The following is a 26,339-nucleotide window of genomic DNA, read 5'->3' on the forward strand; positions in this document are numbered from 1 at the left end:
GCATTCCCATGCCCCAGGTCTCCCCCAATCCCGATATCCCGCTGCAGGGCTGGCGTCTGCGCCTGTACACCACCATCTTCGAGGCCGACACCCGCGCCGGTCGCCTGTTTGATGTCACGCTGATCGTCGCGATCCTGCTGAGCATTGCCGTGGTGGTGGCCGACAGCGTGCCCGCGCTGCACCAGCGCTGGCAGCGGCAGTTCACCTGGGCCGAGTGGGGCTTCACTGCGCTGTTCACGCTCGAATACATCGCCCGCCTGGCCTGCACCCGGCGGCCGCTGCGCTATGCCACCAGCTTTTTCGGCGTGGTGGACCTGCTGGCCATGCTGCCCACCTACCTGGCCCTGCTGTTCCCGGGCGCGCACGCGCTGATCGATGTGCGCGTGTTGCGCCTGCTGCGCGTCTTCCGGGTGTTCAAGCTCACTTCGTATCTGGCCGAATACCGGGGCCTGGGCCGGGCCCTGCAGGCCAGCGCCCGAAAGATCATCGTGTTCATCACCGGCGTGCTGATGATCGTGCTGGTCATGGGCACGCTGATGTACGTGGTCGAGGGGCCGGCCAACGGGTTTTCCACCATTCCCACCGCGGTGTACTGGGCCATCACCACCATGACCACGGTGGGCTTTGGCGACATCACCCCCAAAACCGACCTGGGGCGCTTCATCGCTTCGGTCATGATGCTGCTGGGCTGGGGCACCCTGGCCGTACCCACGGGCATCGTGACGGCCGAGATGACTTCGCAGCGCCTGTCTGCAACCCCTGCGCCCACCACCCGCACTTGCCACGAATGCCTGACCGAAGGCCACCTGCCCGAGGCGCTGTTCTGCATGCACTGCGGCGCCCGCCTGCCGCACTGGCAGCACGAACCCCGCCATTGATCCGTTCAGGCACGGAGCGTTACGCTTTCGCGGGGTGCTGCACAGTACACTTTGCCCTTTTGGCCCCACCAGCGGCGCGCCTGCCCGGCGCCGGGTGGCGTGCTCTTCATCCCTGCAATCCATCCATGGCCTTTGACACGGCGGCGCAAGCCCGCACCAGCTTTGATCTCAAAAGCGCCTCGCTGCCGGTGGTGGCGGTGGTGCTCAAGACCACCGACGCCGCGCAGTTTGCCGCCGACCTGGCCGAGCGCGTGGCCGACGACCCGGGCTTTTTCGACAACGACCCCGTGCTGATCGACCTGGCCCCCGTGCGCGAGGCGCCCGAGCCCATCGACTTTGCCGCCATCACGGGCGCGCTGCGCCGCCACAGCACCCTGCCGGTGGCCGTGCGCGGCGGCAGTGCCACCCAGATGGCGGCGGCGCGCGCCCTGGGCCTGGCCGCAGCACCCGATGCCCCGCCCGCCCGCGCCGAAGCGCCCACCCGCGAGGTGCGCGAGGTCGTCCGCGAGGTGGTGCACGAGGTCGAGGTGGTGCGCGAAGTCCCGGTGCAGGTGCCCACGCCCGGCCCCGGCACCGTGGTGGTCGACAAACCCCTGCGCTCGGGCCAGCAGGTCTATGCGCGCGGTGCCGACCTGGTGGTGATGGCCGTGGTGAGCTTTGGCGCCGAGGTGATTGCCGACGGCAACATCCACGTCTATGCACCGCTGCGCGGCCGTGCCATTGCTGGCGCACGCGGCAACACCGAGGCGCGCATCTTTTCCACCTGCCTGGAGCCGCAACTGGTTTCCATCGCGGGCATCTACCGCACCACCGAAACCGAATTGCCCGCCGACGTGCGCGGCAAGCCGGCCCAGGTGCGGCTCGAAGGCGAGAAGCTCATCATCGAGCCGCTTGCCTGAGCCCCGTTTTCATTCGTATCAACTCCCACAGAGAATCAGCACACATGGCCAAAATCGTCGTCGTGACCTCAGGCAAGGGTGGCGTGGGCAAGACCACCACCAGTGCCAGCTTTGCCACCGGCCTCGCCCTGCGCGGCCACAAGACTGCCGTGATCGACTTTGACGTCGGCCTGCGCAACCTCGACCTCATCATGGGCTGCGAGCGCCGCGTGGTGTATGACCTCATCAACGTGATCCAGGGCGAGGCCAACCTGAACCAGGCCCTCATCAAGGACAAGCAGTGCGACAACCTGTTCGTGCTGGCCGCCAGCCAGACGCGCGACAAGGATGCGCTCACGCAGGACGGCGTCGAGAAGATCCTGACCGACCTTGCCGGCATGGGCTTTGAATACATCATTTGCGACTCGCCTGCCGGCATCGAAAGCGGCGCGCTGATGGCCATGCACTTTGCCGACGAGGCGCTGCTGGTGACCAACCCCGAGGTTTCTTCGGTGCGCGACTCCGACCGCATCCTGGGCATGCTGGGCAGCAAGACCCGCCGCGCGATTGAAGGCGGCGAGCCCATCAAGGAGCATCTGCTCATCACGCGCTACAACCCCAGCCGCGTACAGGACGGCCAGATGCTGAGCCTGGAGGACATCCAGGACATCCTGCGCATCAAGCTGATCGGCGTGATTCCGGAGTCGGAAGTGGTGCTGCAGTCCTCCAACCAGGGTTCCCCCGCCATCCACGCCCAGGGCAGCGATGTGTCCGAGGCCTACAAGGACGTGATCGACCGCTTCCTGGGCGAGGACAAGCCCCTGCGCTTCATCGAAGCCGAGAAGCCCGGCTTCTTCAAACGCCTGTTCGGGAGCAAATAAGCCATGGCGTCATTCCTGTCCTTCCTGCTGGGCGAAAAAAAGAAGACCGCCAGCGTCGCCAAGGAGCGCCTGCAGATCATCCTGGCGCACGAACGCAGCGGCCGCAACGCCGCCGAGCCCGACTACTTGCCTGCGCTGCAGCGCGAGCTGGTGGCAGTGATCTCGAAATACGTCAAGATCAACCCGGACGACCTCAAGGTGCACCTGGAGCGCCAGGACAACCTGGAAGTGCTGGAAGTCAAGATCGAGCTGCCCGAGGCGGCACGCTGATTTTTAGATGAAACAGGGCGCTAGCGCCCTGTGAATAAGCGCTTGCAGCTATCAAAAGTGAAGTAACCGCGCATCTCAGCGCGCGTGCTTCGCAAACTTCCCGGCGAACGCCTGGGCGATACTCAGGCCACGCTGCCCCGGCACCAGGGTGGCTGTCTGGCCTGCGGCAATGCTGCCCGGCTGCTCCACCGCCAGGTAGTAGCCGCAGCACCCGGCGATCGCCATGGCGCGCCCCGCCTGCGCAAAACCCATCACGGCATTGAATTTGTAGCAAGGCTCGCGGGGCGCGGTCACGCGCAGCACGCAGTCGGGAAAGTGCAGGCGGTCGCCCACATAGACCTCGTGTTCCAGCAGGCCCTCGACCGTGAGGTTTTCGCCCAGGAAGCCGGGCGGCAGGGGTTCGTCGAACAAACTCACCCCGCGCTCGCGCCGCTGGGTCTGCCAGAAGGCGTAGTGCACCGCCGGGTAGGCATACACCGCCTTGTCGAGGCCGCCGTGCACGCTCAGGTCGGCCTGCTCGTCGCCAGCCAGGCCCAGCCGGCCCACGGCAACGGGGCCGAGTGTGGATGATTTGCCGATGGCGGTGAGGATCTTGCGCTCGCCGATGCGCACGGGCTGGGCCGTTCCTACATTCACGCTGTGCAGTTGCAATTTCGCGGCCATGAATTGCACGGGTTCGATTAGAGCGGGTGCTCGGTGTAGAAGCGCCCGCCGTGGTACAGCAGGGGCGACATGCCGTCCTGGTGCTGGCAGCGCTCGACCTCGCCGACAAAGATCACATGGTCGCCTTCGTCGTAGCGGCTGCGGTTGAAGCACTCGAACGTGGCCGCAGCGCCCGCCAGCAACGGCGCGCCGCTGATGCCGGGGTGGTGCTCCACGCCGGCAAAGCGGTCGATCCCGCGGGCGGCAAAGCGCTCGGCCAGGGCCTTCTGGTCGGCGGCCAGCACGTTGATGGCGTAGTGGGAGCCGTTGGCAAAGGCCGGCATCGAGGCGGCCGCGCGCGACAGGCTCCACAGCACCAGCGGTGGCTCCAGCGACACCGAATTGAACGAGTTGGCGGTGAGCCCGATGAGCTCGCCCGCTGCATTGCAGGCCGTCACGATGGTCACCCCCGTGGCGAACATGCCCAGCGCATCGCGAAACTCGCGCGCGGAAAAACTCGGCGGGCGGGCCAGGGCGGGTCGGTGCAGGGAGCTGTTCACAAAAGCGGGGCGCAAAGCCGTGGGAATGGGGAAGGCTATTATGGTGTGGCGCCCGTAACCGCACAGGCGTGGGGCGTATCCAGCCGGTATGGGCCCCTTCCTCGGAACACTGCATGGCACTCTTACCCACCTACATCACCCTGGGCGCAGGCCCCACCGTGCTCATGCTGCACGATGCCGATGGCGGCCACCTCACGTTTGCGCCCCAGGTCGAGCGGCTGGCCAGCGCTGGCTACCGCGCCGTGGCGTGGAACATGCCGGGTTATGGCCACAGCGCACCCATCGAACCCTACACCTTCAAGGGCCTGGCGCAAAGCTGCCTGGCGTTGGTGGCTGCGCTGCGATGCGGGCCGGTCACGCTGGTGGGCCATGGGCTGGGTGCCATGCTGGCGGCAGAGGTGGCGTTGCGCCAGCCCGCGCTGGTGCGGCGGCTGGTGCTGTGTGCGGGCGGCCCGGGGCTCGATGCCCAGGCCAGCCAGGACTGGGTCAGCCCCCGCCTGCAGGCGCTGCAGGCGGTGGAGGGCGGCCAGTCCATGGACCGGCTGGCCCAGGCCCTCGTGCCCCGCTTCATCGGCAGCGGCGCCTTGCCCGAAGGCGTGCGGCTGGCGGGCCATGCCTTGTCGCAGGTCTATCCGGCGACCTACCGGCGGGCATTGGAGCTGCTGGCAGTGTTCGACCGCGACGCTACGGCGTTCAGGCGCCTTGCCATGCCCACCTTGCTGCTGGGCGGCGCCATGGACCCCTGCACGCCACCGGCCGCGCTGCAGGCCCTGGCCGAGGTGCTGCCCGATGCGCGCCACCAGAGCCTGGCGCATGTCGGCCACTGGCCGCAACTGGAAGACCCGGACGGATTTGACGCTGCGTTGCTGGCCTTTCTGGCCCAGCAGCGCCAGCTGCACTGAGCGGGGCGGCTTCAGGCCGGGAACACGCGCTCAGGCGGCGGCGATGGTGCGCCGGGTCGGCACCGATTCGGCGCCCAGAAAGCCGAAGTGCATTGCGGGTTGTGTGCCACTGATCAGCTCGGCCAGGGCTTTGCCCGAGCCGGCGCCATGGGTCCAGCCCAGCGTGCCATGGCCGGCATTCACCCACAGTTTGCCCACGCGCGTGCGGCCGATGAACGGGATGTTGGTGGGCGTGGCCGGGCGCAGGCCGGTCCAGTATTGCGGGTCGCCACCTTGCTCGGGCGTGCGGGTGTCGCACACGCCGGGCAGGGTTTCCTCGATGCGGCGCGACAGCATGTGGCAGCGCGCCCTGGCCAGGGGGCTGTCCAGCGACAGATCGAACCCGCCCAGCTCGATGGTGCCGGCCACGCGCAACACATCGCCCAGTCGGCTCATGGCGATTTTCTTGCCGTCGTCGATGGTCGAGACCATGGGCGCGCCCTCGGGCCGCAGCAGCGGGAAGGTGGCGCTGTAGCCCTTGCCAGGGTAGATGGGCAGATCCACGCCCACGGTGCGCAGCAGCGGCGCGCTGTAGGAGCCGCAAGCCACCACGATGGCGTCGCCCTTCAATATGAAGTCTTTTTTGCCACCAGCGCCCGATTGGCGTGCGATGACAGCTACTGAATCAATAGCATTGCCAATCTTGTTCAGGCGCAGCACATCGTGGCCATAGAGAAACTGCGCGCCGCGCTCGGCGCAGCGGCGGGCCAGCTGTTGCGTGAAAACGCGGGCGTCGCCGCTTTCGTCGGTGCTGGTGTAGGTGCCGCCGGTGATGTGGTCGCCATAGGCCTTGAAGGCCGGCTCGATCTGCAGCAGCTCGTCGCGGCTGACCAGACGGCGCTGCACACCGTGCTTGCGCATCAGCGCGACCGCGTGGCCCGCGTCGTCCAGTGATTTCTGGTCGGTGTAGAAATGCGCAATGCCGCGTTCAATGCGGTGGTATTCGATGCCGGTGGTGCGCACCACGTCTTTCAGGGCCGCATGGCTGTAGGCACCCAGCGCCACGATCTGTTGCACGTTGCGCTCGAACGCGGTGTCGTTGCACTGCGCCAGAAACTTCAGGCACCAGCGCCATTGCTCCCAGTCCAGCTGGGGGCGCAGCAGCAGCGGTGCCTCTTTGTCGAACATCCACTTGAGCGCCTTCCACGGCGCTGCACGGTTGGCCCAGGGCTCGCAGTAGCTCACCGAGATCTGCGCCGCGTTGGCGAAACTGGTCTCCAGCGCCGCATCGGGCTGGCGGTCGACCACGACCACGTCATGTCCGCGCTCCAGCAGATGCCAGGCGGTGCTGATGCCAATGATGCCGGCGCCCAGAACAATGGTTTTCATAGACGGAGCGTGTTGTGAATTTTTACGTGCCTGCGCAAGCCGGGCAACAGCCTGGCCACCTTGTGGCAGGCCACTCTCATGCAGTGTGCGCGACATTGCCTTACTCTAAAAGCAAACTTAAGCTTGCTCCAAAAACATCAGCGCATCTAATAGATGCGCGCTGCGGATTTTCTCCCATTTTTTTGCCTGAGATGAAGACCATGAGCACCTACGATCCGGCCGCCCTGGAATGCCTTGCCGCCATTGTGGAAGAGGGCGGTTTCGAGCGCGCCGCCCAGCGCCTGAATGTCACGCAGTCGGCGGTGTCGCAGCGCCTGCGGGCGCTGGAGGCGCAGGTGGGCTCGGTGCTCATCGTGCGCAGCCGGCCGTTGCGGCCTACCTCGGCGGGGCAGTTGCTGCTCAAACACACCAAACAGATGCGCCTGCTGCGGGCCGACCTGGAGCGGGACCTGCAGGAGCTGGCCCCCAGCGCACCGGGCGGCACGCGCGACGACGAGCGCATTTCGATTGCCATCAACGCCGACAGCATTGCCACTTGGGTGATGGGGGCGCTGCACGATCTGGTGCGCCAGCGCCTGCCGCTGGAAATCATCGTGGACGATCAGGACTTCACCCAGGAATGGCTGCGCTCAGGCCAGGTGCTGGGCTGTGTCACCACGCTCAAGCAGGCGTTGCGCGGCTGCAAGATGGTGCCGCTGGGGGCAATGCCCTATGTGGCGGTGGCCTCGGCTGCGTTTGCGCAGCAGCATTTGCCGCAGGGGCTGACGCCGCACAATTTTCGCGACGTCTCCTTTCTGTCGTTCAACCGCAAGGACGACATGGCGGCCGAGTTCGTGGCGCGCGCGTTCGGCCTCCAGCGGGTGGCGCTCAACCACCTTTTCGTGCCCAGCGCCGAAGGGCAGATGCGGGCCGTGGCTGCGGGCTGGGCAGTGGGCGTGGTGCCTGAGTTGCTGGCACGCGGCGCGCTGGCAGATGGCTCGATGGTGGACGTGGCCCCGGGCCGGGCCTTGCCCATCCAGCTGTATTGGCATTGCTGGAACCTGGAGTCGGAGCTGCTCGACGCCTTGACGGCGGCCCTGAAAGGCGCCGCAGCCGAAGCACTGGTTCCCTGAGCCTTGGCGGGGCGCTTTGCCCGCGCGGGGCATCGTTTGCCGGCCAGTGTTGATCGAAAAATGAACGGCATGGCTGCAGCGCAACTGATAAAGTTGTTTTGGAACCATGGCGTATAAGATGCCGCCATGCAAATGCCGAAACCCAAGGTTTCCTTCAAGGAACAAATGCACCTGGCGCGCGAAGACGCCATCCTGCAGTCCACCTGCCGCCTGCTGGGCGAAAAGTCCTTCGACGCGATGACGATGGACGATGTCGCCAACGCCGTGGGTATCGCCAAGGCCAGCCTTTACAAGCACTTCGCCAGCAAGGAAGATCTGTGCTGTGCTGCCATGGTCCAGATCCTGGGCCGTGTGCGCGCCTATCTGGACACCCTGCCCGCCGACATGCCGCCGCAGGACAAGCTGCGCGATCTGGTGCGCTGGTCGCTGGAGAAGCTGATCTCCAACGAAATGCCGCTGCTGCCCAGCCGCAATTCGAGCCTGCGGGCGGTGCTCATGGCCAACAAGCACTACCTGGACGGGCTGGTCACGGTCAGCGACCAGATCGGCCAATGGATCACCGAAGCGCAGGCGCAAGGCGTCATCAACCCCGCATTGCCGCCGCTGGTGGTGCTGTACACCCTGTTTGCTCGCGCCTGCGATCCCGTGGTGGGCTTCCTCAAGGAGGGCGGCCAGTATTCGGACGCAGAAATCGTGGACTTGGTGGTGCGCACCTGTTTTGACGGACTGGCGGCGCGCTAGCTAGCGGCGCGCAGCCCGCAGCCTTTCCACGAAAAAAACCCTGCCAGGGCAGGGCTTGGGTGCTTGCGCTGCCGCCTCAGCGCACGATCAGCAGCGGCACCTTGCTGTGGGCCAGCACCTGGGTGGTGACCGATCCCATGACCAGCGTGGCGATGGCGCCGTGGCCATGCGAGCCCATCACCAGCAGGTCAAACTTGCCCGTGTCGGCCACCTTGGCAATGGTTTCACCCACTGGGCCCACCTTGACATTGCGCTTGGGCTGCACGCCATGGCGCGCCAGGAATTTGCATACCGGCGCGAGAATCTTCTCGGATTCTTCGGCGTGGTAGGTGTCCACCATTTCCTTGCCCAGCGCAGCGCGTGCGCGTGCCGGCAGGGGCATTTGCACGGTGAGCACGGTGTATTCGTGGGTGCCACCCAGCAACTCTTCATGGGTGGCAAGGTAGGCGAGCATTTTCTTGGTGTAGGCGCTGCCATCGACAGCAAGCAGGATGTTCATGGTGTGTTCTCCAGAATGAGTGGATCAGGCTAATCTGCGCGCGTTGTTGTTGTCTTGACCTATGACAGGCTTTCTCGTGCGCTCGGATAGGTTGTCAGACCTGTGCCCATCATACGGAAATGCAGTACTGCGCCTGGAACATTGCCTGTTCCCCCTTGCGTGCATAGCCGAGCGGATTGGCCACCACGCGGCATTGCCAGGGCGCGCCCTGCCCGTCGGTGCCCGACGCCATGTAGTCGCTGGGTGCATGCAGGTGGCCGTGCAGCCACAGCTGGGCCAGCGGCAGCAGATCGTCCAGGACGTTGCAAAAACCGGCCGTGCCGGGCACCAGTCCATAACGCGGATCGGCACTGCGCAAGCTGGGCGCGAAATGGGTGACGGCTACCGTGGGCCCGCTGTGGGGCCTGGCCAGTGCGTCACGCAACCATTGCTGGCACAGCAAGGCCTGCGCGCGCACAGGCTCTGCCAGAAAGGGCTCGCCGTGGCGCGTTCCGCCCGTCTTGCGCAGGTAGAAGTTGGCGGCCCGGAATGCCTTGTCACGCAACTTGAGGCGCCGCGTGAGGTCGGTGCTGCCTTCGTGGTCGGCCAGGGCATCAAAGTCGCTCCACAGCGTGGTGCCGACAAAGCGCACGCCGTCGAGCACCAGGCTCTCGCGTTCCAGCCAGGCGATGCCCAGTTGGTCACAGACCGTGCGCAGCCGGTGGTGGGCCGCGTCGAAATCCTGCGCGTCGTATTCGTGGTTTCCGGGTACGAACAGCACGGGCATGGGCCAGCCGGCAAACTGCGGCAAGGGGGAAAAGCGTTCCAGGCCAAAGGCCTGGTCGGTGAGTTGCCCGCCCGCCTGGTACGAGCCGATGTCGCCGGCCAGCACCAGCACATTCGCTGCCGCGGCAGGCTCGGGCGTGAAATGGGGATGCGCCTCAAGGTGCAGGTCGGACAGCAGCTGTATCTTCATGGCGGGGCAGTCTACGGGGCGTCCAACTATTGAGTCGTGGCGCGTTCTTGGGGAAAGGTGCGCCGCGCGGCGCGTGCCAGCGCCAGCAGCAACCAGTTGATGGCTGCCTGCTGCGGGCCGCGCCGGCGCCACAGCGCATCCACATGCACCGCCGGCACATCCAGGGGCAAGGTGCGCAGCACCAGGGCTTCGGCGATGCCGGTGACAGGCACAAAGTGGCGCGGCAGCACGGTGAGCAGATCGGAACTGGCCACCACCCGCCCCGCAGTGAAAAACTGGTTGACCGTGAGCACCACGCGCCGCTCGCGCCCCAGAGACGCCAGAGCTTCGTCGATGAAACCAAACGGGCGCCCCGAAAAGCTCACCAGCATATGGCGGGCGAGGCAAAACTGGTCCAGCGTCAGCGGTTCCCCCGCCAGAGGATGGCCCTGGCGCATCACGCAAACATATTCGCCGTCGTAGATGCGGCGGCTGTCAAAGGCGATCACGCTCCCCGACTGCGCCCGTGCCGTCAGGTCGGCCAGCACGGCAGGAAAGTAGCCCACGGCCATGTCGGCGGATTCTTCTTCGAGAAGACGGCGGGGGTCGCGAGTGGTGAGTGGCAGTACCCGCACCGAAATGCCGGGCGCCTCGCGCTCCATGATTTCGACCAGCCCGGGCACCAGCGTAGCGGCAGTGGCATCGGCCATGGCCAGCACAAAAGTGGATGTGGCCGTGGCCGGCTCGAACACGCCGGGCGCTAGCGACTCCTGCAATTGCGCCAGCGCTTCGCGCACCGGGGGCCACAGCGCTAGCGCACGGTGGGTGGGCTCGACCCCGTGGCCGCTGCGCACCACCAGGTCGTCGCCAAGCACATCGCGCAGGCGCCGCAGCGCATTGCTGACAGCCGGTTGCGTGAGTGACAGCTTGTGCGCCGCTCGCGTCAGGCTGCGCTCGGCCATCACCTCGTCAAAGACGCGCAACAGATTCAGGTCGAGAGAGCGGAAGTTCACGGGGGCCATGGAATCGATATATCACCAATATGAATGATTGGAATTCATAATATAAACTTGAATCGATAAAGGGTAAACCCTAATATCACTCATCGCCTGGCTATTCTGACCAGAGCGCTGGAAAAAGGATCTCAAAATGACCAGTTACGCACACGTGAACTACCCCACGGAACACCCCGGCGTGGTCCGGGCTGAAAACGCCATCGCGGCGCTGCAGAATATTGCCGCAGGTTTTGATGGTGCGCGGGGCGCTGCCTCCTTGATGCTGGCCGCGGTGGTTGCTGCGCTGCTCGTGGTGGCCAACCAGGTGATCGACACCTGGGGTGATGGCCACCTGCTGGCCGCTTGGATGATGTTGTGGGTGGTGGCATTTGCGGCCATCGCCTTGCTCGCCACGCCAGCCCGCCGCGCATCCGTGGCGATGCGCACCGGCTACAAGGCCTGGGCGCAAAGCCGCCGCCAAGCCACTGAAGACCAGCGCACCTGGAAAGTCGCCTTGGAAGACGCCCGCATGATGGCTGACCTGAGTCGCGCCATGAGCGCCGCCGCCACGCAGGACTTGCGCAAGTAAATCAAGCACTGCCTTTGGTCTGAATGCGCCCGGTATTGCCGGGTCGCGCAACCATAAAAGCCGTGGCATTGCCCACGGCTTTTTTCATGGGCGTTCCGCCTGCGCCGAAGCCGTAGGCGCATGCAAAAGCCGCCTGGCCCGGGGTGGGGCGGGGCGGCTCAAGCGCATTTCTCGAATCCCCAAGAGTGGCTACCAGGAGCCCGAGCGCTCCTGTGCCGTAATCAGGTCCGAGGTCTGGTGCGCTGGCGTCAGATCGCTGCGAGGCGCTTTTCAATCGCGGCGCGGGTTTCCAGCAGTTCCTTGGGCAGGTGATAAGCCAGCTGCTCGAAATGGGCATCGTGCAGCTTGAGCTCTTCCACCCAGGCTGCCTTGTCGATGTGGGTCACGGTCTGGAACTGCTGGGCGGTGAAGTCGAGGCCCGTCCAGTTGATCTCGGCGTATTGCGGCGCGATGCCGAACATCGTGTCCTGGCCCTGGGCCTGGCCTTCGATGCGGTCGATCATCCACTTGAGCACGCGCATATTGTCGCCATAGCCGGGCCAGACGAACTTGCCCGCTTCATCCTTGCGGAACCAGTTCACGCAGAAGACCTTGGGCAGCGCCTTGCCGGTGGCGGCAATCTTGCCCTCCATGTTGAGCCAGTGCTGGAAGTAGTCGCTCATGTTGTAGCCGCAAAACGGCAGCATGGCGAACGGGTCGCGGCGCACCACGCCCTGGGCGCCAAAGGCGGCGGCAGTGGTCTCGGAGCCCATGGTGGCGGCCATGTACACGCCTTCGGTCCAGGTGCGGGCTTCGGTCACCAGCGGCACGGTGGTCGAGCGGCGGCCGCCGAAGATGAAGGCATCAATCGCCACTCCATTGGCATCGTCCCACTGGGGGTCGAGTGCCGGGTTGTTGGTGGCGGCCACTGTGAACCGCGAATTGGGGTGGGCGGCCTTGGCGCCGGTCTGTTTGGCGATTTCGGGGGTCCAGTCCTTGCCCTGCCAGTCGATCAGGTGGGCGGGGATGCCGCCGCCGTCTTTCTCCATGCCTTCCCACCACACGTCGCCGTCGTCCGTCAGGGCCACGTTGGTGAAGATGACGTTCTTGTCCAGGCTGCGCATGCAGTTGGGGTTGGTGTGCATGTTGGTGCCGGGGGCCACGCCAAAGTAACCCGCCTCGGGGTTGATGGCGTACATCTTGCCGTCGGCATGCGGCTTGATCCAGGCGATGTCGTCGCCAATCGTGGTGACCTTCCAGCCGGCAAAACCGGCCTCGGGTGGCACCAGCATCGAGAAATTGGTCTTGCCGCAGGCGCTGGGGAAGGCAGCCGCGACGTGGTACTTCTTGCCCTGCGGGTTGGTCACGCCCAGGATCAGCATGTGCTCGGCCAGCCAACCCGGGCTACCGGAGGGCCCCTGCGCGGCCGCGCGGCCCATGGTCGAGGCAATGCGCAGCGCCAGGCACTTCTTGCCCAGCAGCGCGTTACCGCCGTAGCCCGAGCCATACGACCAGATTTCGCGCGTTTCGGGGTAGTGCACGATGTACTTGACCTTGGGGTTGCAGGGCCAGCTGGTGGTGTCTTTTTCGCCAGCAGCCAGGGGCGCACCCACGGTGTGCATGCAAGGCACGAACTCGCCTTCCACACCCAGCACGTCGTACACGGCCTTGCCCATGCGGGTCATCAGGCGCTGGTTCACGGCCACATAGGCGCTGTCGGTCAGTTCCACGCCGATGTGGGCGATGTGGCTGCCCAGCGGGCCCATGCTGAACGGCACCACGTACATGGTGCGGCCCTTCATGCAGCCGTCAAACAGGGGTTGCAAGGTGGCGCGCATGTCGGCGGGTGCCATCCAGTTGTTGGTGGGGCCGGCGTCTTCTTTCTTTTCCGAGCAGATGTAGGTGCGGTCTTCCACGCGCGCCACGTCCGACGGGTCGGACCAGGCCAGGAAGCTGCCGGGCCGCTTGGCGGGGTTGAGCTTCTTGAAGGTGCCGGCATCCACCAGCTGCTGGCACAGGCGGTCGTACTCTTCCTTCGTGCCATCGCACCAGTAGATGCTGTCGGGCTTGCACAGGGCGGCCATGTCGGCCACCCAGGCCAGCAGGCGGGCGTTTTTGACGTAAGCGGGGGCGTTGAGATTCAGGCCCTGCATCGTGGGTGCGTTCATCGGGAAGCTTCCTAAGTTGAAAAACAGTTTTTTCAAAAGAAGCGGACCGGGCGGGTCACGGCAAGGCCTGGCGCAGGTGCGGATGCTGAGCGCTGCCTTTGAAAAAACGGCTTTCGTGCTCAGTCGGCGGGCGGGCACGCAGTGCAGCCCCACGCGCTGGAGGCGGTGCCACGAGTTCCGCGGGTCGGCTGGGATGTCGATTTTATGAATCTGCCGCCGATTTGTCTGTCAGTCACGGGTCAGAATCATGCAAAAGATGCATGGGGTTATGCCGGCGGAATGCCCGCCCGGGCCAAGAATTCAGGCCTGTGGCGCCTGCCAGCGTTCATACCCGGCCTTGCGCAGCGCGCAGGCCGGGCAGGTGCCGCAGCCATAGCCCCAGGCGTGGCGCGCATCGCGCACGCCGTTGTAGCAGGTGTGGGATTGCTCCAGAACGATGTCCACCAGGGCCTGGCCACCCAGGGTGTGCGCCAGCTGCCAGGTGTCGGCCTTGTCCAGCCACATCAGTGGTGTCTCGAAGGTGAAACGCTGCCCCATGCCCAGCGACACGGCCACCTGCAGGGCCTTCAGGGTGTCATCGCGGCAATCGGGGTAGCCCGAAAAATCGGTCTCGCACATGCCGCCCACCAGCGTGTGCAAGCCGCGCCGGTAGCCTACGGCTGCCGCCAGCTGAAAGAACAACAGGTTGCGCCCTGGCACGAAGGTGTTAGGCAGGCCGGCGGCGGTCATCACAATGGCTGTGTCGCGCGTCAGCGCCGTGTCGCTGATCTGGCCCAGCACGGCCAGGTCGATCATGTGGTCCTCGCCGAGCCGTTCGCGCCACTGCGCAAAGCCCGCGCGCAAGGCGGCCAGCACTTCCTGGCGCGCCTGCAGCTCCACCTGGTGGCGCTGGCCATAGTCGAAACCGATGGTCTCGACATGTTCGAAATGCTCCAGCGCCCAGGCCAGGCAGGTGGTGGAGTCTTGTCCGCCAGAGAAAAGTACGAGGGCGTGTCCGGATCGCATGGGCGGCTTCTTTCAGAAAGGGTGGGCGTAAAAAAACCCCGCGCTGCGGGGTTCGTGCAGTGGGCTGTGCGCGCCTTAAGCCATGTTCACGGCAATGAAAGCCAGCAGAAAAATCATGATGGCACCCACCACAGGCAGCACCACGGGAATCAGCGGGACAACGTTTTCCACGGCGTCGGCGGTGTGCGCTTCGGGGGCGTGCGAGGTGGTGTGGTCAGACATGGCAAGGGCTCCAAAGGGCGTGAAACTGGCGCAATTCTAGCTGCTGCACTGCAGGGTGGTGCACGCACCGGGGGCTTACATCAGCGCCGCCTCCATGCCGGCGCCACGCAATGCCTCCAGCACCTGGGCCACATGGGGCTGGCCGCGCGTTTGCAGCACCAGTTCGATCTCCACATTCTGCGCGGCCAGCATGGTGAAGGCGCGCTGGTGGTGCACTTCTTCGATGTTGGCCCCCGCGTCGGCCACGGTGGCGGTGATGCGCGCCAGCACACCCGGGATATCGCGTGCGCTGACCTTGATGCGCGCCAGCCGGCCCGAGCGCACCATGCCGCGCTCGATGATGGCGGCCAGCAGCAGCGGGTCGATGTTGCCGCCGCACAGCACCAGCCCCACCTTCTTGCCGGCAAAGCGCTCGGGGTAGCGCAGCAGCGCGGCCAGGCCTGCGGCGCCCGCGCCTTCGACCAGGGTTTTTTCGATCTCCAGCAGCATCAGCACGGCCTGCTCGATGTCGCCCTCGTCCACCAGCACCAGGTCGTCCACCAGGCGCTTGACGATTTCCTGCGTCAGGGTGCCGGGCGTGCCCACGGCAATGCCCTCGGCGATGGTGGACGTGCCCTGCGGGTGGTGCGTGCCCTGGATGGCATTCACCATCGCCGGAAAGCGCGAAGTCTGCACGCCAATGATCTCGATGCCCGGGCGCAGCGCCTTGGCCGCCGTGGCCACGCCGGCAATCAGCCCGCCCCCGCCCACGGCGATGACGAGGGTGTCCAGGTCGGGCACGGCCTGCAGCATCTCCAGCGCCAGCGTGCCCTGGCCGGCGGCCACGGCTGCGTCATCGTAGGGGTGGACGAACACCAGCCCCTCGGCATCTGCCAGGTGGTAGGCATGGGCGCGCGCCTCTTCCAGCGTGTCGCCATGCAGCACCACCTCGGCGCCAAAGCCGCGCGTGCGCTCCACCTTCACGCCGGGCGTGAAGCGCGGCATCACGATCACGGCGCGCAGCCCCAGGCGCTGCGCGTGGTAGGCCACGCCCTGCGCATGGTTGCCGGCGCTCATGGCCACCACGCCCCGGGCGCGCTCGGCCGGCGTGAGCAGGGTGAGCTTGTTGCAGGCGCCGCGCTCCTTGAAGGAGGCAGTGAACTGCAGGTTCTCGAATTTCAGAAAAACCTGGGCGCCGACGATGTCCGACAGCGTGCGCGATTCGACGCATGGCGTATCGAGCACCTGGCCCTGCAGCCGGGTGGCCGCATCGCGAATGTCTTGAATGGAAAGCATGACCGTGATTGTGGGGCAGCAGCGCACAACGCTAAAAAACTACTCTATTGATAGCTGCATGCGCTTATGGATAAAGCGCTTGCGGTCGATTGAGCCTGATTGGCGACATACCTTAGACCAACCCCGTACGCGCTGAGCTGTCCAAGCCAGGGCGCCCCTTGCAAACAGCCCTTCGACAGCTCAGGGCGAACGGGGTTTGAGATATGTCGCGTTTCAGGTAAAAATGGCTTCTAGCGCTTGTGCAGCAAGCGTTGGAAGCTCACATTTTGATAGTGAATCTGCCGGGCACCGTCGATCACTGCCGGCCTTAGCGCAACACCCTGCAGTTGCCGAATTCGCAGCGGATCGCCAGCGCATCGCCGTTGGCGCAGGCCACGCTGTAGGTCTCGAACCCAGGCCCCTTGGCCGCCAGCGAGGCCACGGGCTGCTCGCTGCACGACTGGCTGCGCGCCAGGCGCTCGGCGCTGAAGGCGTCGGTGCCGATCAGGCGGGGCGGTGCCGGCGCTGCGGTGGGCGCGGGGCGCCATGGCATCGGCCGGGGCATGGCAGCCACCGGGCCGTAGCCCCTGGCCACCATGCAGGCTGCTTCGGTGCGCTGGCGCCGCTCCAGCGCCTGCAGCCCCTGCGTGGCACCCAGCACGCCACCCACGGCGGCCCAGTCGCGCACCGTGTCGTGCCCGTAGCCCAAGCCCCACACCAGCGCAGCTGTCACGAGCGCACCTTGCACCAGGCCGTCCAGCGTTTCGGCCACTACGCCCACCTGGGTAGCGTGCTGGCGGCAAGTGGCCAGGTCGGCGCTGTAGCGAGCGCTGGCAGTGTCGTCGGGCGCCAGTTGCGCCGGCAGGTCTGGGCCGTGCGCGGCGCAGCCTGCGAGCACCAGGGCGATCAGGCCGGCGCACAGCCGTTGCGGCAGCGCTTGCAGGGCGTGCTTGCCGCCCCGGCCGAGGCCCATCGCGGCGGCGATGGCGGTCGTGGTGCGGGGGCGGCGTGTGGTGGTCATGTCGTATTGGAACGCCAGGTTAGCGCGGTGGGTGGGCGCATCCATAGGCCGTTTCCAGGAGGAAGAATGTACCAGCGCCGCAACTCGGGATCGATTTTGGCGGCGTGCATGACGCTCTAAGTCAAACCGTGAATCTGGATACGCTGAGGGCCGGCAAGCCAACTGGCGATCACAGCTTCGCTTTCTTTTTCGCTGAACGGCACACCACGCAGTCCAATTTGCTGATCACGACATCGCTGGTTTTGAGAGACCCACCCAACGCAGTATCCGAGCCAGGGTCCATCGCCTTGATCGGCCTTTCACTGGTGGGCTTGGCTGTGGCTCGCCGCCGCAAAGCGGCCTGCTTCAGAGGTGAAAATGAGAAATCTGGAGGTGAGCTAAAGCACATGTGGAGACGCAAGTCATACTGCCCTGTTCTGTTGCTCCTGCAAGTATTCAATCAGGCGGCGCACGCGCAGCGGCATGTGGCGTGTGGCCGGAAAGACCAGATAAAAAATGCTCTCATCGGTGGACGTCCAGTCGGGCAGGACTCGCACCAGACGGCCGCTTTCAACGTGGCCCGCTGCGTAATACGCCGGCACGCTGACAATCCCCAGGCCATCCAGTGCCGCCTGTATGGCCGCGGCGCCGCTGTTACTCGAAAAGCGCCCGGCCGGCTTGACGCCGCTGCGGCGCTTGCCCTTGCTGAATTCCCACGGCCTGCTGCCCAGCGACAAACACTGCTCGGGGGGCAGGTCGGCCGGAGAATCAATGTCCGGCAACGACTGCAACATTTTCGGACTTGCCAGTACATGCATAGGCAGCGAGAGCAGGCGTGTGGCAACGAGTGAACTGCTACTTTGCAGAGGCCCCATGCGCACCGCGAGGTGGAAACCTTCCGCCAGCAGATCGACATTGCGTGCCGAAACATCGATATCCAGTTGCACCTGAGGATGCTCCACGCAAAAACGGGTGAGCAAAGGCACCAGCTCGTCTTCCGCAAACTTTCCAGCAAGGCTGATGCGAAGGTTGCCTTCGATGGCTTCGTGCGTTGCCAGCAAGGTGTCCTGTGCACCCAGCAATTCCTGGATCAGCGGTTGGCTGATATCGAACAGCCGACGACCGGGCTGCGTCAACTGCATCTGCCGGGTGGTGCGGATAAACAGTTGTGTCGCAAGTCGACTTTCGAGGCCGGCGATCTGCCGGCTGATGTGCGAAACCGATACCCCGAGCTGGCGCGCCGCCGCGGTAAAGGTTCCGCAATCGACGACCGCAACGAATTCCAGCAGACCTTCGAGAGAGTGCATTTTTGCAAAACTGCAATAGTGTTTGATTGAATTCGTGGATTATCAATGCTATGGCTGACAAATACCATGCAGGCTCGCATTCAGAAAGAGCCTCATGTCCCCTGCATTACTCGCACTCAGTGCGTGCACCTTCGCCTTGGGTTTTGCCGAATTCGTTGCCGTCAGCCTCGTGCCATCCATCACGGCCAGCACGGGTATCTCTGTCGGATCGGTCGGCATGATGATCGGTATCTACGCCATCGGTGTGAGCATCGGCGCACCCACGTTGAGCGCTCTCTTGGCCCGTGCACCGCGTCCCAGGGTGCTGGCCATCAGCATGCTGCTATTTGCTGCAGGCAACGCAACCACAGCGCTCACGTCGTCATTGCCGCTGCTGTGGGGCAGCCGGTTTTTGGCGGGTCTGATGCATGGTGTTGTGATTGCGCTGGCTGCATCCACCGCGGCTGTCACCGCAGGGCCCGAGCGCAGTGGCAACGCCATTGCGATGGTGTTTGGCGGCCTTACCCTGGCGCTGATATTGGGCGTTCCCTTGGGCACGCTAGCAGGCGGCTACTTCCGTTGGCAAGACGTGTTCATCGGCATCGCCGTGATCGGTGCATTGAGCGCAGCGGCATTGTTGCGGTTCACGCCGGTCGTCCAATCGGGGCACGATCCTGCGTCTACGACCGCCTCGGTAGGGGCCACGCTGGGAGATCGCGGCACTTTGCATCCCGTCTCTCTGACTGCCCTGGTCTACTGTGGCTCCTTTACGGGATTCACCTACATCTCCGTCCTGCTGGAAAAGGCGACAGGACTTGGTTCCGGCGGGGTGACTGGCATGTTTTTCCTGTATGGCGTCAGTGCTGCCGCGGGCAATGCGTTCGGGGGGCGATTCGTGGACCGGGTGGGCAGCCGGGCTGCGTCCTTGAGTGTGGTCATCGGCATATTCGTCGCACTGGCTGGCGCCTATGCTGGCGCGACCTCGGCCGCGGCCATGGCTGTGGTGATGGTCATCTGGGGCCTCGCGTCTTTCGGAGCTGTTCCAGTACTGCAAAAGACCGTGCTGGTGGCCGCCCAACACAACCCGCGGGGGAGCCCCGAATTGGCTTCGGGCATGAACATCGCCGCCTTCAACCTGGGTATCGCGGGCGGTTCACTCCTGGGCGGCTGGGCCAGCCATCATGGTGCGCTGATGCCTATGGCCGTTGGCTTCGCACCCCTTATTTTCGCTGCCGTTCTGGCATTCCGGCTCGGCGTCAAACCCGCGTCACTGAATGCAGCCCAGCCCGTTTTTAGCAAACCAGGAGTATGAAAAATGAACATCCAAGATAAACACATTGTTATCGCTGGCGGCAGTTCCGGCATTGGCTTTGCGATTGCCCACCTCGCGTTGGCGCGGGGCGCCCGGGTCACCGTGCTGGGCCGGTCGCAAGAAAAGCTCGCGAAGGCCGGCAAGCGCCTCGCCGGTCAGGTGAATTTCGTCCAGATGGACATGGGCGATGCCGCTTCCGCCGAAGCGGGTTTCAAGCAAGTGGGCCTTTACGACTACTTTGTCTCCACCGCTGCCGACCTGACCTATGGCCCCCTGGCCACCATGCCGCGCGATGCCATCGACCGCATGCTGTCTGGCAAGTTCTGGGGGCCGATCCACTTGGTGCAGTTCGGCTTGTCGAACCTGCAGCCAGGCGGCTCGATCCTGCTGTTTTCTGGCCTGGCGGCGGATCGACCTGGGGCTGGCACCGCCATGGTGTCCGCACTGAATGCCGGCGTCGAAGGCCTGGTTCGCGCGCTTGCTGTCGAACTTGCGCCGGTGCGCGTCAATGGCATATCGCCGGGCGTGGTGGAAACCGAAGGGTGGGCCTTCATGGATGAAGCCAGCCGCAAGGCGTTCTTCGCCGATTTGGCGACCAAGCTGCCGGCAGGTCGGGTCGGGGCGCCGGATGATATAGCGGATGCGGCGTTGTTCGCGTTGACCAACCCTTACCTCACAGGGGAAGTGCTGCACGTGAATGGCGGCGGCAGTTTGGTATGAGAAGGAGTGAACGCGAGAAGATCAAAGCACTTTGAAGTCTCCAGCGCGCCTCCGCGCGGACGATGCGGACTCAACGCCGCACGCCCGTCACCGTGGTCGGTAGCGGCTCGCGCGCAGCCCGCCGGAAGACGGAGGGAGAAACGCCGGTATGTTCCTTGAAAAATCTCGAAAAATTACCTGGCGCTGAAAACCCCAGGTCCAGGGCAACTTCGGTCAACGCGCGTCCCTCGGCGACCTGTCGCATGGCTTCTTCAACCCTGACTGCGCTCCAGAACACTTGCGGGGTAGTGTTCAGCTGATCGCGAAACAGGGTGAAAAAATGGGCGCGCGACAAGCCGACCTTGGCCGCGATGTCGTCCACCGCGATTTTTTCGGCGACATGAGCACGCATGTACGCGATCGCGTTGCGCACGCGATGGTCCAGCGACAGGCCCACACTGGCCCGTGCGTTGGTGGATTGCCCGCTGGACGCATCAATGGCGGCCTCCAGCAGCCGCTCAACTTCGTCATCAATGGCCGTCTGCGCTTCGTGTGCTGACAGGATGAGATCGAGGATGCGCCAGCACGACTGGCGCAGCGCCGCATCGATGGGGATGCGGGGCGAAGGAAACCGCAAGGTCCGACCTCGGGCTTGTTCACGGTCCTCCAGCCATTGCCTCGAGAGCATGAAGGCCAGGAAAAGGCACGAGCCGCTGTCGTCCAGCACCGTCATGTCGTGCGATTCAAACGTGTTCACCCCCAGCGCCACGTTCTCGCTGTATTCCACCACTTGCGCTCCCACGCGGGCGTTGGCGCGCGCACCACCCAGCCAGAACGCCATCTGCGTTTCAGAGTGTGCATGCGCGACCAGATTGGCGCGCACTTCCAGAACGATGGCGGTACCGAAGGCGCCTTCATGCAGTGCGTAGGCCTCTGCCATGTTGTGAACTCCTGACTGTCGAACGAGGGCAATTGTTGCTGTCGTCAGGGCTTGGAAATACCTCGGTCCGGGAAAGTCCCTAGTTCATCGCCAGACTGTTTGATACGCCGCCCGATGAACCGATAAGCGCCAGCGGGGCAGCGTGCATACAGTCAATTCCACTGCGCAGCGCGACGCTTTTGCACCGCGAGACAAGAGCAGATTGCAACTTACCGGAGCCCCTTCATGCGAATCGCAACATATCTCCACGCTGGCCAGCGCCAGGTGGGCCTCGTGTCCGCCGACGGCTTGCACGTCACCCGACTCGATCTGACAGCAGATCAGAGCGAAAAAGGTGCCCTGAGCATCATTGAGACGCTGGCCCAAGGCGGCAAGATGCCAGCTTCACTGGGCGAGCCAGTCAAACTTGCCGACGTCGAACTGGAAGCGCCGCTGCCCAAGCCTCGGCGCAACATCTGGTGTGTCGGTCGCAACTACCACGCCCACGCCAAGGAGCTGTCGGCATCGGTTTTCAAGGACAACAACGCAAAAACTGACGAATGGCCCATCGTTTTTACAAAGGTGCCCGAGTGCGTGGTTGGCCCGCACGACGACGTGTCGGTGCCGAGCGAGATTTCCACGCAGATTGACTACGAGGCCGAGCTGGCCGTGGTCATCAGCAAGGGCGGCAAGAACATCACGCGCGCAGCTGCGCTTGACCATGTATTTGGCTACACGGTCATCAACGATGTGACGGCGCGCGACGTGCAGATGCGCCACGGGCAATGGGACATGGGAAAGTCCTTCGACACCTTCTGCCCGATGGGGCCGTGGATCGTGACTGCCGACGAGTTTGACGGCACGAAGACGACCGTGCGCTGCTGGGTCAATGGCGAGTTGCGCCAGGACGGCCCGACGGACAACATGATTTTCGACATCCCGACGCTGATCGAAACCATCTCGCGGGGCATCACGCTGTATCCGGGCGACGTTATTGCCACGGGCACGCCCGCCGGCGTGGGCATGGGCATGAAGCCGCCCCGCTATCTGGCGGCCGGCGACGTGGTGCGCATCGAGATCGATGGCCTCGGCGCGATTGAAAACCGTTTCGTCTGAGGGTTTGAAAATGACGACCCAACTACTGAACGGCCTGGCGGTCGAGATCGAAGGCGAGGGCGAAGCCCTGCTGTGCATTCACGGCCTGGGCGGCTCGTCGAACACCTGGACGCCGCTGCTGCCCGCACTCACCGGCTTCAAGGTGATTCGGCCTGACTTGCCGGGCAGCGCCCGTTCCAGCCTGCCATCGCAGCCGCTTTCCATCGAGCGGTATGTAGATTCGCTCGAAGCCTTGCTGGCCAGCCTGGGCGTGGAGTCGGTGCATGTCGTGGCCCATTCCATGGGAACTATCGTGGCGCAGCACCTGGCGGTGCGCAATCCCGGCAAGGTCAGGTCGCTGGCACTGTTCGGTCCTCTGGTCGCGCCGCCCGAGGCCGGCCGTCCCGGCGTCCTTGCCCGTGCAGAACTGGCGCGGGGTGGTGTGGCCAGCCTGCAGGAGATCGCCGACGCCATCGTCAAGGGTGCGACGAGCCGGGAAACCAAGGAGTTGCAACCGGCCGTGTTGGCGCTGGTGCGCGAAAGCGTGATGCGCCAGTCACCGGAAGGTTATGCGCAAAGCTGCGAAGCGCTCGCGGGTGCCCAGGCGGCCGAGATTGAGCGCATTGCTGTCCCTGTGTTGCTTTTGACAGGCGACCAAGACGGCGTGGCCCTGCCGGCGACCGTGGCGGCCATGGCCGCACGCATCGCGGGCTGTCGCCAGGTTGTTTTGGAAGGCTGCGGCCACTGGGCCACCTACGAGCAGCCGCAACGCTGCGTGCAGGAACTCGAACAGTTCTACGCATCGATCCGCTGAGTTTCACCCTTCATCAACCCATTACCGGCCACCACAGGACCGGAGGAGATAAACATGAACCGCACAGCATTCACCAACGTCACTATCTTCGACGGCACCGGGGCTGCCACCTTCACGGGCGAAGTCTTGGTGGAGGGCCAGCGCATTATCGAGGTGGCCCGCTCGCCAGAACGCGTCAATACCGAAGGCGCCCGCGTGATCGACGGCAAGGGGCGCTTTCTGATGCCTGGCATGACCGAGGCGCACACGCATTTCTCCTGGAACGATCAGCCATCGCTGGCCGCCATCCAGTTCATGCCCCCCGAGGAGCACATGCTGTGGTGCATCCGCGTGGCCAGGCGCTACCTCGACATGGGCTGGACCTCGGCGATTGGCGCGGCGGCCGCCAAGCCGCGCCTAGATGTGGTGCTGCGCAATGCCATTAATGCGGGCGAGTTCCCCGGCCCGCGCTATCTGGCGGGCAGCCAGGAAATCACCACCATCGGCGCGCTGGGAGACAACACCTTGCCGCACATGCCCTTTGAGGAGCTCAGCTTCGGAAGCGTTTGCAGCGGTCCGGAGGAAATCCGGCGCTCGGCCCGAACCTTCATCAAATACGGCGTCGATCACCTCAAGATCAACCTGTCGGGCGAGTACATCGCCGGACTGCCCGCCGAGATGTCGCCGTTTGCCGAGGAAGAGGTGGCTATGCTGGCGCAGGAGGCCAAGCGCTACGGCAAGCGCATTGCCGCGCATGCCCGCTCCAGCGAATCGGTCAAGCAATGCGTGCGCCACGGCATCGAGATGATCTACCACGCCAGCTTTGCCGACGAGGAGGCACTCGACATGCTCGAAGCCGCCAAAGACAGGCATTTTGTGGCGCCCGGCATCGGCTGGCTGATTCGCACCAACTACAACGCCGCCGAGTACGGCATCACCGAGTCGGTGGCTGAGACGATGGGCTACAAGCGAGAGCTGGAGGTCGCGGCCGAGTCGCTGCGCAAGATGCACAAGCGCGGCATCCGCATACTGCCGGGCGGCGACTATGGCTTTGCGTGGATGCCGCACGGCACTAACGCCAACGACCTTCAGTATTTTGTGGACTACATCGGCATGACGCCGACCGAGGCGCTGCGCGCCGCGACCAGCCTGGGCGGGCAGATCATGCAAAAGCCCGATGAACTTGGGCAGCTCAAGGCGGGCTTCCTGGCCGACATCGTCTTAGTGGACGGTGACCCCCTAAAGAACCTGGCGCTTCTGCTCGACCCGGCCAAAATTAACCTGGTGATGAAGGACGGCGTCATCCACAAGGATTGCGCCACCCCGGTTCCGGCCCAGGCTGCCTTGCACCTGCCTGGCGCTGACTTCCCGCTGCGCGAGGAGGGGATCAAAGAGGCCATCGCTGCGGAAGCGTATTGACGTTTGCCTGAAAACGGCGGCACAGGGCGCTGAGTGCACATCGCGGATCGTGACGCGCACTCCGTGCCTTCACTGTCTGCACACCCGCAGCACCTCGGCCCCGTACGCCTCCAGCTTCTTCGCCCCCATCCCGCTGATGCCCTGCAGGTCTTCCAGCGTGCCCGGGTTGCGCTCGGCAATGGCTGCCAGCGTGGCGTCGTGAAAGATCACATAGGCCGGCAGGTTGTGCTCGCGCGCCACCTCGGCGCGCCAGGCCTTGAGGTTGATGAAGCGCACCTGTGCATCGGGGCCCAGGTTGGCGGCGGCGGCGGGTGGGGCGCTGCCGGTGTCCTTGCGGGTGCGCGTGCGTTTGGCCGGGGCGGACGACACCGACTCACGCAGCTGCACCGGCACCTCGCCACGCAGCACCGCGCGCGAGCCCTCGGTGAGGCACAGGGTGTCAAAGCTGTGGCCGCTGTCCAGCAGCACCTTTTGCAGGCCCACGGCACCGGTGGCGATCAGCTGGCGCAGCACGCCGCGCAGCTGCGGCTCGGTCAGGTCCGCGCCAATGCCAAAGGTGGAAATCTTTTCGTGCCCGAACTGCGCGACCTTCTCGGTCTTCTTGCCGCGCAACACATCCATGATGTGCCCGGTGCCAAAGCTGATGCCGCTGGCCTGGTTCACGCGGTAGATGGTGGACAGCAGCTTGCGCGCCGCGTCGGTCGCATCCCAGATGGCGGGCGGCGTCAGGCAGTTGTCGCAGTTGCCGCAGGGCGTGGAGGCCTCGCCAAAGTAGGCCAGCAGCCGCACGCGGCGGCAATCGGTGGCCTCGGCCAGCGCCAGCAGCGCATCGAGCTTGCCGCGCAGCGCCTGCTTGAACTCCTCGCCGGCCGGGCTTTCGTCGATCATGCGGCGCTGGTTCACCACGTCATTCAGGCCGTAAGCCATCCAGGCGTCGGCGTTCAGGCCGTCGCGGCCCGCGCGGCCGGTCTCCTGGTAGTAGCCCTCGATGTTCTTGGGCATGTCCACATGGGCCACAAAGCGCACATCGGGTTTGTCGATGCCCATGCCGAACGCGATGGTCGCCACCATCACGATGCCCTCTTCGCGCAGGAAGCGGTCCTGGTTCTTCTGGCGCACCTTGGTATCGAGGCCCGCGTGGTAAGGCAGGGCGCTGATGCCGGCATCGCTCAGCGTAGCGGCCAGTTCTTCCACACGCTTGCGCGACTGGCAATACACCACGCCCGCCTCGCCCGCATGTTCGCGCTCGATGAAGCGCAGCAGCTGGGTGGTGACGTCTTTCTTCTCCTCGATGCGGTAGCGGATGTTGGGCCGGTCGAAGCTGCTGATGAACAGCCGCGCGTCTTCGAGCTGCAGCCGCTCGATGATGTCGGCGCGCGTGAGGTCGTCGGCCGTGGCGGTGAGCGCAATGCGCGGCACACCCGCATAACGCTCGTGCAGCACCGTGAGCGCGCGGTATTCGGGGCGGAAGTCGTGGCCCCACTGGCTCACGCAGTGCGCTTCGTCGATGGCGAAGAGGCTCAGGTGTCCGCCCTGATACAGGCTGTCGAGCAGACCCAAAAAGCGCGGCGTGTTCAGCCGCTCCGGCGCGGCATACAGCAGCGTGATGTCGCCCGTCTGCAGGCGCAGTTCCACATCCTGCGCCTCGTCATAGCTCAGCGTGGAGTTCAAAAAGGCGGCATCCACCCCCGCCTCGTGCAGCGCGCCCACCTGGTCGTGCATCAGCGCGATGAGCGGCGAGATCACGATGGTCACACCTCGCCCCTGCTGCTGGCGCACGATGGCCGGCACCTGGTAGCAGAGGCTCTTGCCGCCGCCCGTGGGCATGAGCACCAGCGCATCGCTGCCGGCGATCACATGCTCGACGATGTCCTGCTGGGGGCCGCGAAACTGCTCGTAGCCAAAAACGTCCTGCAAAACAGAATGGGCAGGGGATAGC

The 26,339-nt window shown here is 64.8% G+C and carries 27 protein-coding genes and 1 pseudogene; 14 read left to right on the forward strand and 14 right to left on the reverse strand.

The features are described from left to right. The first annotated feature begins 8 nt into the window (after positions 1-8). The 4 genes from CCX87_RS00275 to minE all read left to right on the forward strand — a co-directional run bounded on the left by CCX87_RS00275 (position 9) and on the right by minE (position 2,907). The gene (locus CCX87_RS00275; protein WP_087748090.1) at positions 9-878 is read left to right on the forward strand and encodes an ion transporter; all 870 of its coding nucleotides are present in this window, start codon (positions 9-11) and stop codon (positions 876-878) included. Between the two features lie 125 nt (positions 879-1,003). Beyond that, entirely contained in the window at positions 1,004-1,777 is a 774-nt protein-coding gene (gene minC, locus CCX87_RS00280; protein WP_087742926.1) for a septum site-determining protein MinC, read from the forward strand. A 44-nt stretch (positions 1,778-1,821) separates the two neighbouring features. Then, complete coding sequence (gene minD, locus CCX87_RS00285) at positions 1,822-2,637, forward strand: septum site-determining protein MinD (RefSeq protein WP_087742927.1); 816 nt, start codon at positions 1,822-1,824, stop codon at positions 2,635-2,637. Between the two features lie 3 nt (positions 2,638-2,640). Next, on the forward strand, positions 2,641-2,907 hold the full coding sequence (gene minE, locus CCX87_RS00290; protein ID WP_086926180.1) for a cell division topological specificity factor MinE: 267 nt from the start codon (positions 2,641-2,643) through the stop codon (positions 2,905-2,907). Positions 2,908-2,982: 75 nt separating this feature from the next. Here the strand turns inward: minE and CCX87_RS00295 are convergent, their stop codons facing one another. Further along, complete coding sequence (locus tag CCX87_RS00295; protein WP_086928537.1) at positions 2,983-3,570, reverse strand: MOSC domain-containing protein; 588 nt, start codon at positions 3,568-3,570, stop codon at positions 2,983-2,985. Positions 3,571-3,587: 17 nt separating this feature from the next. Beyond that, positions 3,588-4,109: a flavin reductase family protein gene (locus CCX87_RS00300; RefSeq protein ID WP_087748091.1), complete on the reverse strand. Its 522-nt coding sequence runs from the start codon at positions 4,107-4,109 to the stop codon at positions 3,588-3,590. A 113-nt stretch (positions 4,110-4,222) separates the two neighbouring features. On the opposite strand from CCX87_RS00300, the gene CCX87_RS00305 reads away from it, so the two are divergent. Continuing rightward, complete coding sequence (locus CCX87_RS00305) at positions 4,223-5,011, forward strand: alpha/beta fold hydrolase (protein WP_087742928.1); 789 nt, start codon at positions 4,223-4,225, stop codon at positions 5,009-5,011. A gap of 30 nt (positions 5,012-5,041) precedes the next feature. Here CCX87_RS00305 and CCX87_RS00310 read toward each other — a convergent pair whose 3' ends face one another. Further along, a complete protein-coding gene (locus CCX87_RS00310; protein WP_087742929.1) occupies positions 5,042-6,379 on the reverse strand; it encodes a D-amino acid dehydrogenase in 1,338 nt (445 codons plus the stop codon). A gap of 200 nt (positions 6,380-6,579) precedes the next feature. On the opposite strand from CCX87_RS00310, the gene CCX87_RS00315 reads away from it, so the two are divergent. Both CCX87_RS00315 and CCX87_RS00320 read left to right on the forward strand, forming a co-directional pair. Next, the gene (locus CCX87_RS00315; RefSeq protein WP_087748092.1) at positions 6,580-7,491 is read left to right on the forward strand and encodes a LysR family transcriptional regulator ArgP; all 912 of its coding nucleotides are present in this window, start codon (positions 6,580-6,582) and stop codon (positions 7,489-7,491) included. Between the two features lie 126 nt (positions 7,492-7,617). Continuing rightward, the gene (locus CCX87_RS00320; RefSeq protein WP_087742930.1) at positions 7,618-8,232 is read left to right on the forward strand and encodes a TetR/AcrR family transcriptional regulator; all 615 of its coding nucleotides are present in this window, start codon (positions 7,618-7,620) and stop codon (positions 8,230-8,232) included. A gap of 76 nt (positions 8,233-8,308) precedes the next feature. Here the strand turns inward: CCX87_RS00320 and CCX87_RS00325 are convergent, their stop codons facing one another. The 3 genes from CCX87_RS00325 to CCX87_RS00335 all read right to left on the reverse strand — a co-directional run bounded on the left by CCX87_RS00325 (position 8,309) and on the right by CCX87_RS00335 (position 10,687). Continuing rightward, positions 8,309-8,731, reverse strand: a complete 423-nt coding sequence (locus tag CCX87_RS00325) for a universal stress protein (protein WP_087742931.1) — start codon at positions 8,729-8,731, stop codon at positions 8,309-8,311. Between the two features lie 109 nt (positions 8,732-8,840). Further along, positions 8,841-9,686 carry a metallophosphoesterase gene (locus CCX87_RS00330; RefSeq protein ID WP_087742932.1) on the reverse strand — a complete coding sequence of 282 codons (846 nt, stop codon included), beginning with the start codon at positions 9,684-9,686 and terminating at the stop codon, positions 8,841-8,843. A gap of 26 nt (positions 9,687-9,712) precedes the next feature. Then, positions 9,713-10,687 carry a LysR family transcriptional regulator gene (locus CCX87_RS00335; RefSeq protein ID WP_087742933.1) on the reverse strand — a complete coding sequence of 325 codons (975 nt, stop codon included), beginning with the start codon at positions 10,685-10,687 and terminating at the stop codon, positions 9,713-9,715. Positions 10,688-10,814: 127 nt separating this feature from the next. Between CCX87_RS00335 and CCX87_RS00340 the strand changes: the two genes are divergently transcribed. Next, on the forward strand, positions 10,815-11,249 hold the full coding sequence (locus tag CCX87_RS00340; protein WP_087742934.1) for a hypothetical protein: 435 nt from the start codon (positions 10,815-10,817) through the stop codon (positions 11,247-11,249). Positions 11,250-11,497: 248 nt separating this feature from the next. Here the strand turns inward: CCX87_RS00340 and CCX87_RS00345 are convergent, their stop codons facing one another. The 5 genes from CCX87_RS00345 to CCX87_RS00360 all read right to left on the reverse strand — a co-directional run bounded on the left by CCX87_RS00345 (position 11,498) and on the right by CCX87_RS00360 (position 16,943). Then, a complete protein-coding gene (locus CCX87_RS00345) occupies positions 11,498-13,396 on the reverse strand; it encodes a phosphoenolpyruvate carboxykinase (GTP) (RefSeq protein WP_087742935.1) in 1,899 nt (632 codons plus the stop codon). A 300-nt stretch (positions 13,397-13,696) separates the two neighbouring features. Further along, positions 13,697-14,401, reverse strand: coding sequence for a 7-cyano-7-deazaguanine synthase QueC (gene queC, locus CCX87_RS00350; protein WP_087742936.1), 705 nt, complete (start codon positions 14,399-14,401; stop codon positions 13,697-13,699). A gap of 75 nt (positions 14,402-14,476) precedes the next feature. Next, entirely contained in the window at positions 14,477-14,623 is a 147-nt protein-coding gene (locus tag CCX87_RS21030; RefSeq protein ID WP_198314739.1) for a hypothetical protein, read from the reverse strand. A 75-nt stretch (positions 14,624-14,698) separates the two neighbouring features. Beyond that, on the reverse strand, positions 14,699-15,898 hold the full coding sequence (locus tag CCX87_RS00355; protein ID WP_087742937.1) for a threonine ammonia-lyase: 1,200 nt from the start codon (positions 15,896-15,898) through the stop codon (positions 14,699-14,701). 307 nt (positions 15,899-16,205) lie between these two features. Beyond that, positions 16,206-16,943 carry a glycine zipper family protein gene (locus CCX87_RS00360; RefSeq protein ID WP_232476447.1) on the reverse strand — a complete coding sequence of 246 codons (738 nt, stop codon included), beginning with the start codon at positions 16,941-16,943 and terminating at the stop codon, positions 16,206-16,208. 83 nt (positions 16,944-17,026) lie between these two features. Between CCX87_RS00360 and CCX87_RS21605 the strand changes: the two are divergent. Further along, positions 17,027-17,227: pseudogene (locus CCX87_RS21605) on the forward strand (PEP-CTERM sorting domain-containing protein); the annotation flags it as partial. A 72-nt stretch (positions 17,228-17,299) separates the two neighbouring features. Here CCX87_RS21605 and CCX87_RS00370 read toward each other — a convergent pair. Beyond that, on the reverse strand, positions 17,300-18,184 hold the full coding sequence (locus CCX87_RS00370) for a LysR family transcriptional regulator (RefSeq protein ID WP_087742938.1): 885 nt from the start codon (positions 18,182-18,184) through the stop codon (positions 17,300-17,302). Between the two features lie 94 nt (positions 18,185-18,278). On the opposite strand from CCX87_RS00370, the gene CCX87_RS00375 reads away from it, so the two are divergent. After that, on the forward strand, positions 18,279-19,475 hold the full coding sequence (locus CCX87_RS00375; protein ID WP_087742939.1) for an MFS transporter: 1,197 nt from the start codon (positions 18,279-18,281) through the stop codon (positions 19,473-19,475). Between the two features lie 3 nt (positions 19,476-19,478). Further along, complete coding sequence (locus tag CCX87_RS00380; RefSeq protein ID WP_087742940.1) at positions 19,479-20,195, forward strand: SDR family oxidoreductase; 717 nt, start codon at positions 19,479-19,481, stop codon at positions 20,193-20,195. Positions 20,196-20,265: 70 nt separating this feature from the next. Here CCX87_RS00380 and CCX87_RS00385 read toward each other — a convergent pair whose 3' ends face one another. Further along, positions 20,266-21,114: a helix-turn-helix domain-containing protein gene (locus CCX87_RS00385; protein ID WP_087742941.1), complete on the reverse strand. Its 849-nt coding sequence runs from the start codon at positions 21,112-21,114 to the stop codon at positions 20,266-20,268. A 225-nt stretch (positions 21,115-21,339) separates the two neighbouring features. Between CCX87_RS00385 and CCX87_RS00390 the strand changes: the two genes are divergently transcribed. Genes CCX87_RS00390 through CCX87_RS00400 form a run of 3 tightly spaced genes read left to right on the forward strand, consistent with a single transcriptional unit; the run spans position 21,340 to position 24,400 of the window. Further along, positions 21,340-22,209, forward strand: a complete 870-nt coding sequence (locus CCX87_RS00390; protein ID WP_087742942.1) for a fumarylacetoacetate hydrolase family protein — start codon at positions 21,340-21,342, stop codon at positions 22,207-22,209. 10 nt (positions 22,210-22,219) lie between these two features. After that, on the forward strand, positions 22,220-23,002 hold the full coding sequence (locus CCX87_RS00395; protein WP_087742943.1) for an alpha/beta fold hydrolase: 783 nt from the start codon (positions 22,220-22,222) through the stop codon (positions 23,000-23,002). Between the two features lie 54 nt (positions 23,003-23,056). Further along, complete coding sequence (locus CCX87_RS00400) at positions 23,057-24,400, forward strand: metal-dependent hydrolase family protein (protein WP_087742944.1); 1,344 nt, start codon at positions 23,057-23,059, stop codon at positions 24,398-24,400. Between the two features lie 69 nt (positions 24,401-24,469). On the opposite strand, the gene recQ is transcribed toward CCX87_RS00400, so the two are convergent. Further along, a complete protein-coding gene (gene recQ / locus CCX87_RS00405) occupies positions 24,470-26,317 on the reverse strand; it encodes a DNA helicase RecQ (RefSeq protein WP_232476448.1) in 1,848 nt (615 codons plus the stop codon). Positions 26,318-26,339: the final 22 nt, after the last annotated feature.

This window comes from Acidovorax sp. T1, assembly GCF_002176815.1.
Lineage (GTDB): Bacteria > Pseudomonadota > Gammaproteobacteria > Burkholderiales > Burkholderiaceae_C > Acidovorax.

Bases quoted from the DNA above. Each gene is read 5' to 3' on its own strand.
- CCX87_RS00395 (WP_087742943.1), top strand. From the start codon at position 22,220: ATGACGACCCAACTACTGAACGGCCTGGCGGTCGAGATCGAAGGCGAG.
- CCX87_RS00335 (WP_087742933.1), bottom strand. From the start codon at position 10,687: ATGGCCCCCGTGAACTTCCGCTCTCTCGACCTGAATCTGTTGCGCGTC.
- CCX87_RS00360 (WP_232476447.1), bottom strand. From the start codon at position 16,943: ATGGATGCGCCCACCCACCGCGCTAACCTGGCGTTCCAATACGACATG.
- CCX87_RS00315 (WP_087748092.1), top strand. From the start codon at position 6,580: ATGAGCACCTACGATCCGGCCGCCCTGGAATGCCTTGCCGCCATTGTG.
- CCX87_RS00310 (WP_087742929.1), bottom strand. From the start codon at position 6,379: ATGAAAACCATTGTTCTGGGCGCCGGCATCATTGGCATCAGCACCGCC.
- CCX87_RS00340 (WP_087742934.1), top strand. From the start codon at position 10,815: ATGACCAGTTACGCACACGTGAACTACCCCACGGAACACCCCGGCGTG.
- CCX87_RS00370 (WP_087742938.1), bottom strand. From the start codon at position 18,184: ATGCACTCTCTCGAAGGTCTGCTGGAATTCGTTGCGGTCGTCGATTGC.
- CCX87_RS00355 (WP_087742937.1), bottom strand. From the start codon at position 15,898: ATGCTTTCCATTCAAGACATTCGCGATGCGGCCACCCGGCTGCAGGGC.
- queC (WP_087742936.1), bottom strand. From the start codon at position 14,401: ATGCGATCCGGACACGCCCTCGTACTTTTCTCTGGCGGACAAGACTCC.
- CCX87_RS00330 (WP_087742932.1), bottom strand. From the start codon at position 9,686: ATGAAGATACAGCTGCTGTCCGACCTGCACCTTGAGGCGCATCCCCAT.
- CCX87_RS00320 (WP_087742930.1), top strand. From the start codon at position 7,618: ATGCAAATGCCGAAACCCAAGGTTTCCTTCAAGGAACAAATGCACCTG.
- CCX87_RS00385 (WP_087742941.1), bottom strand. From the start codon at position 21,114: ATGGCAGAGGCCTACGCACTGCATGAAGGCGCCTTCGGTACCGCCATC.
- minC (WP_087742926.1), top strand. From the start codon at position 1,004: ATGGCCTTTGACACGGCGGCGCAAGCCCGCACCAGCTTTGATCTCAAA.
- CCX87_RS00295 (WP_086928537.1), bottom strand. From the start codon at position 3,570: ATGGCCGCGAAATTGCAACTGCACAGCGTGAATGTAGGAACGGCCCAG.
- CCX87_RS00375 (WP_087742939.1), top strand. From the start codon at position 18,279: ATGTCCCCTGCATTACTCGCACTCAGTGCGTGCACCTTCGCCTTGGGT.
- CCX87_RS00380 (WP_087742940.1), top strand. From the start codon at position 19,479: ATGAACATCCAAGATAAACACATTGTTATCGCTGGCGGCAGTTCCGGC.
- CCX87_RS00400 (WP_087742944.1), top strand. From the start codon at position 23,057: ATGAACCGCACAGCATTCACCAACGTCACTATCTTCGACGGCACCGGG.
- minE (WP_086926180.1), top strand. From the start codon at position 2,641: ATGGCGTCATTCCTGTCCTTCCTGCTGGGCGAAAAAAAGAAGACCGCC.
- CCX87_RS21030 (WP_198314739.1), bottom strand. From the start codon at position 14,623: ATGTCTGACCACACCACCTCGCACGCCCCCGAAGCGCACACCGCCGAC.
- CCX87_RS00325 (WP_087742931.1), bottom strand. From the start codon at position 8,731: ATGAACATCCTGCTTGCTGTCGATGGCAGCGCCTACACCAAGAAAATG.
- CCX87_RS00345 (WP_087742935.1), bottom strand. From the start codon at position 13,396: ATGAACGCACCCACGATGCAGGGCCTGAATCTCAACGCCCCCGCTTAC.
- minD (WP_087742927.1), top strand. From the start codon at position 1,822: ATGGCCAAAATCGTCGTCGTGACCTCAGGCAAGGGTGGCGTGGGCAAG.
- CCX87_RS00305 (WP_087742928.1), top strand. From the start codon at position 4,223: ATGGCACTCTTACCCACCTACATCACCCTGGGCGCAGGCCCCACCGTG.
- CCX87_RS00275 (WP_087748090.1), top strand. From the start codon at position 9: ATGCCCCAGGTCTCCCCCAATCCCGATATCCCGCTGCAGGGCTGGCGT.
- CCX87_RS00390 (WP_087742942.1), top strand. From the start codon at position 21,340: ATGCGAATCGCAACATATCTCCACGCTGGCCAGCGCCAGGTGGGCCTC.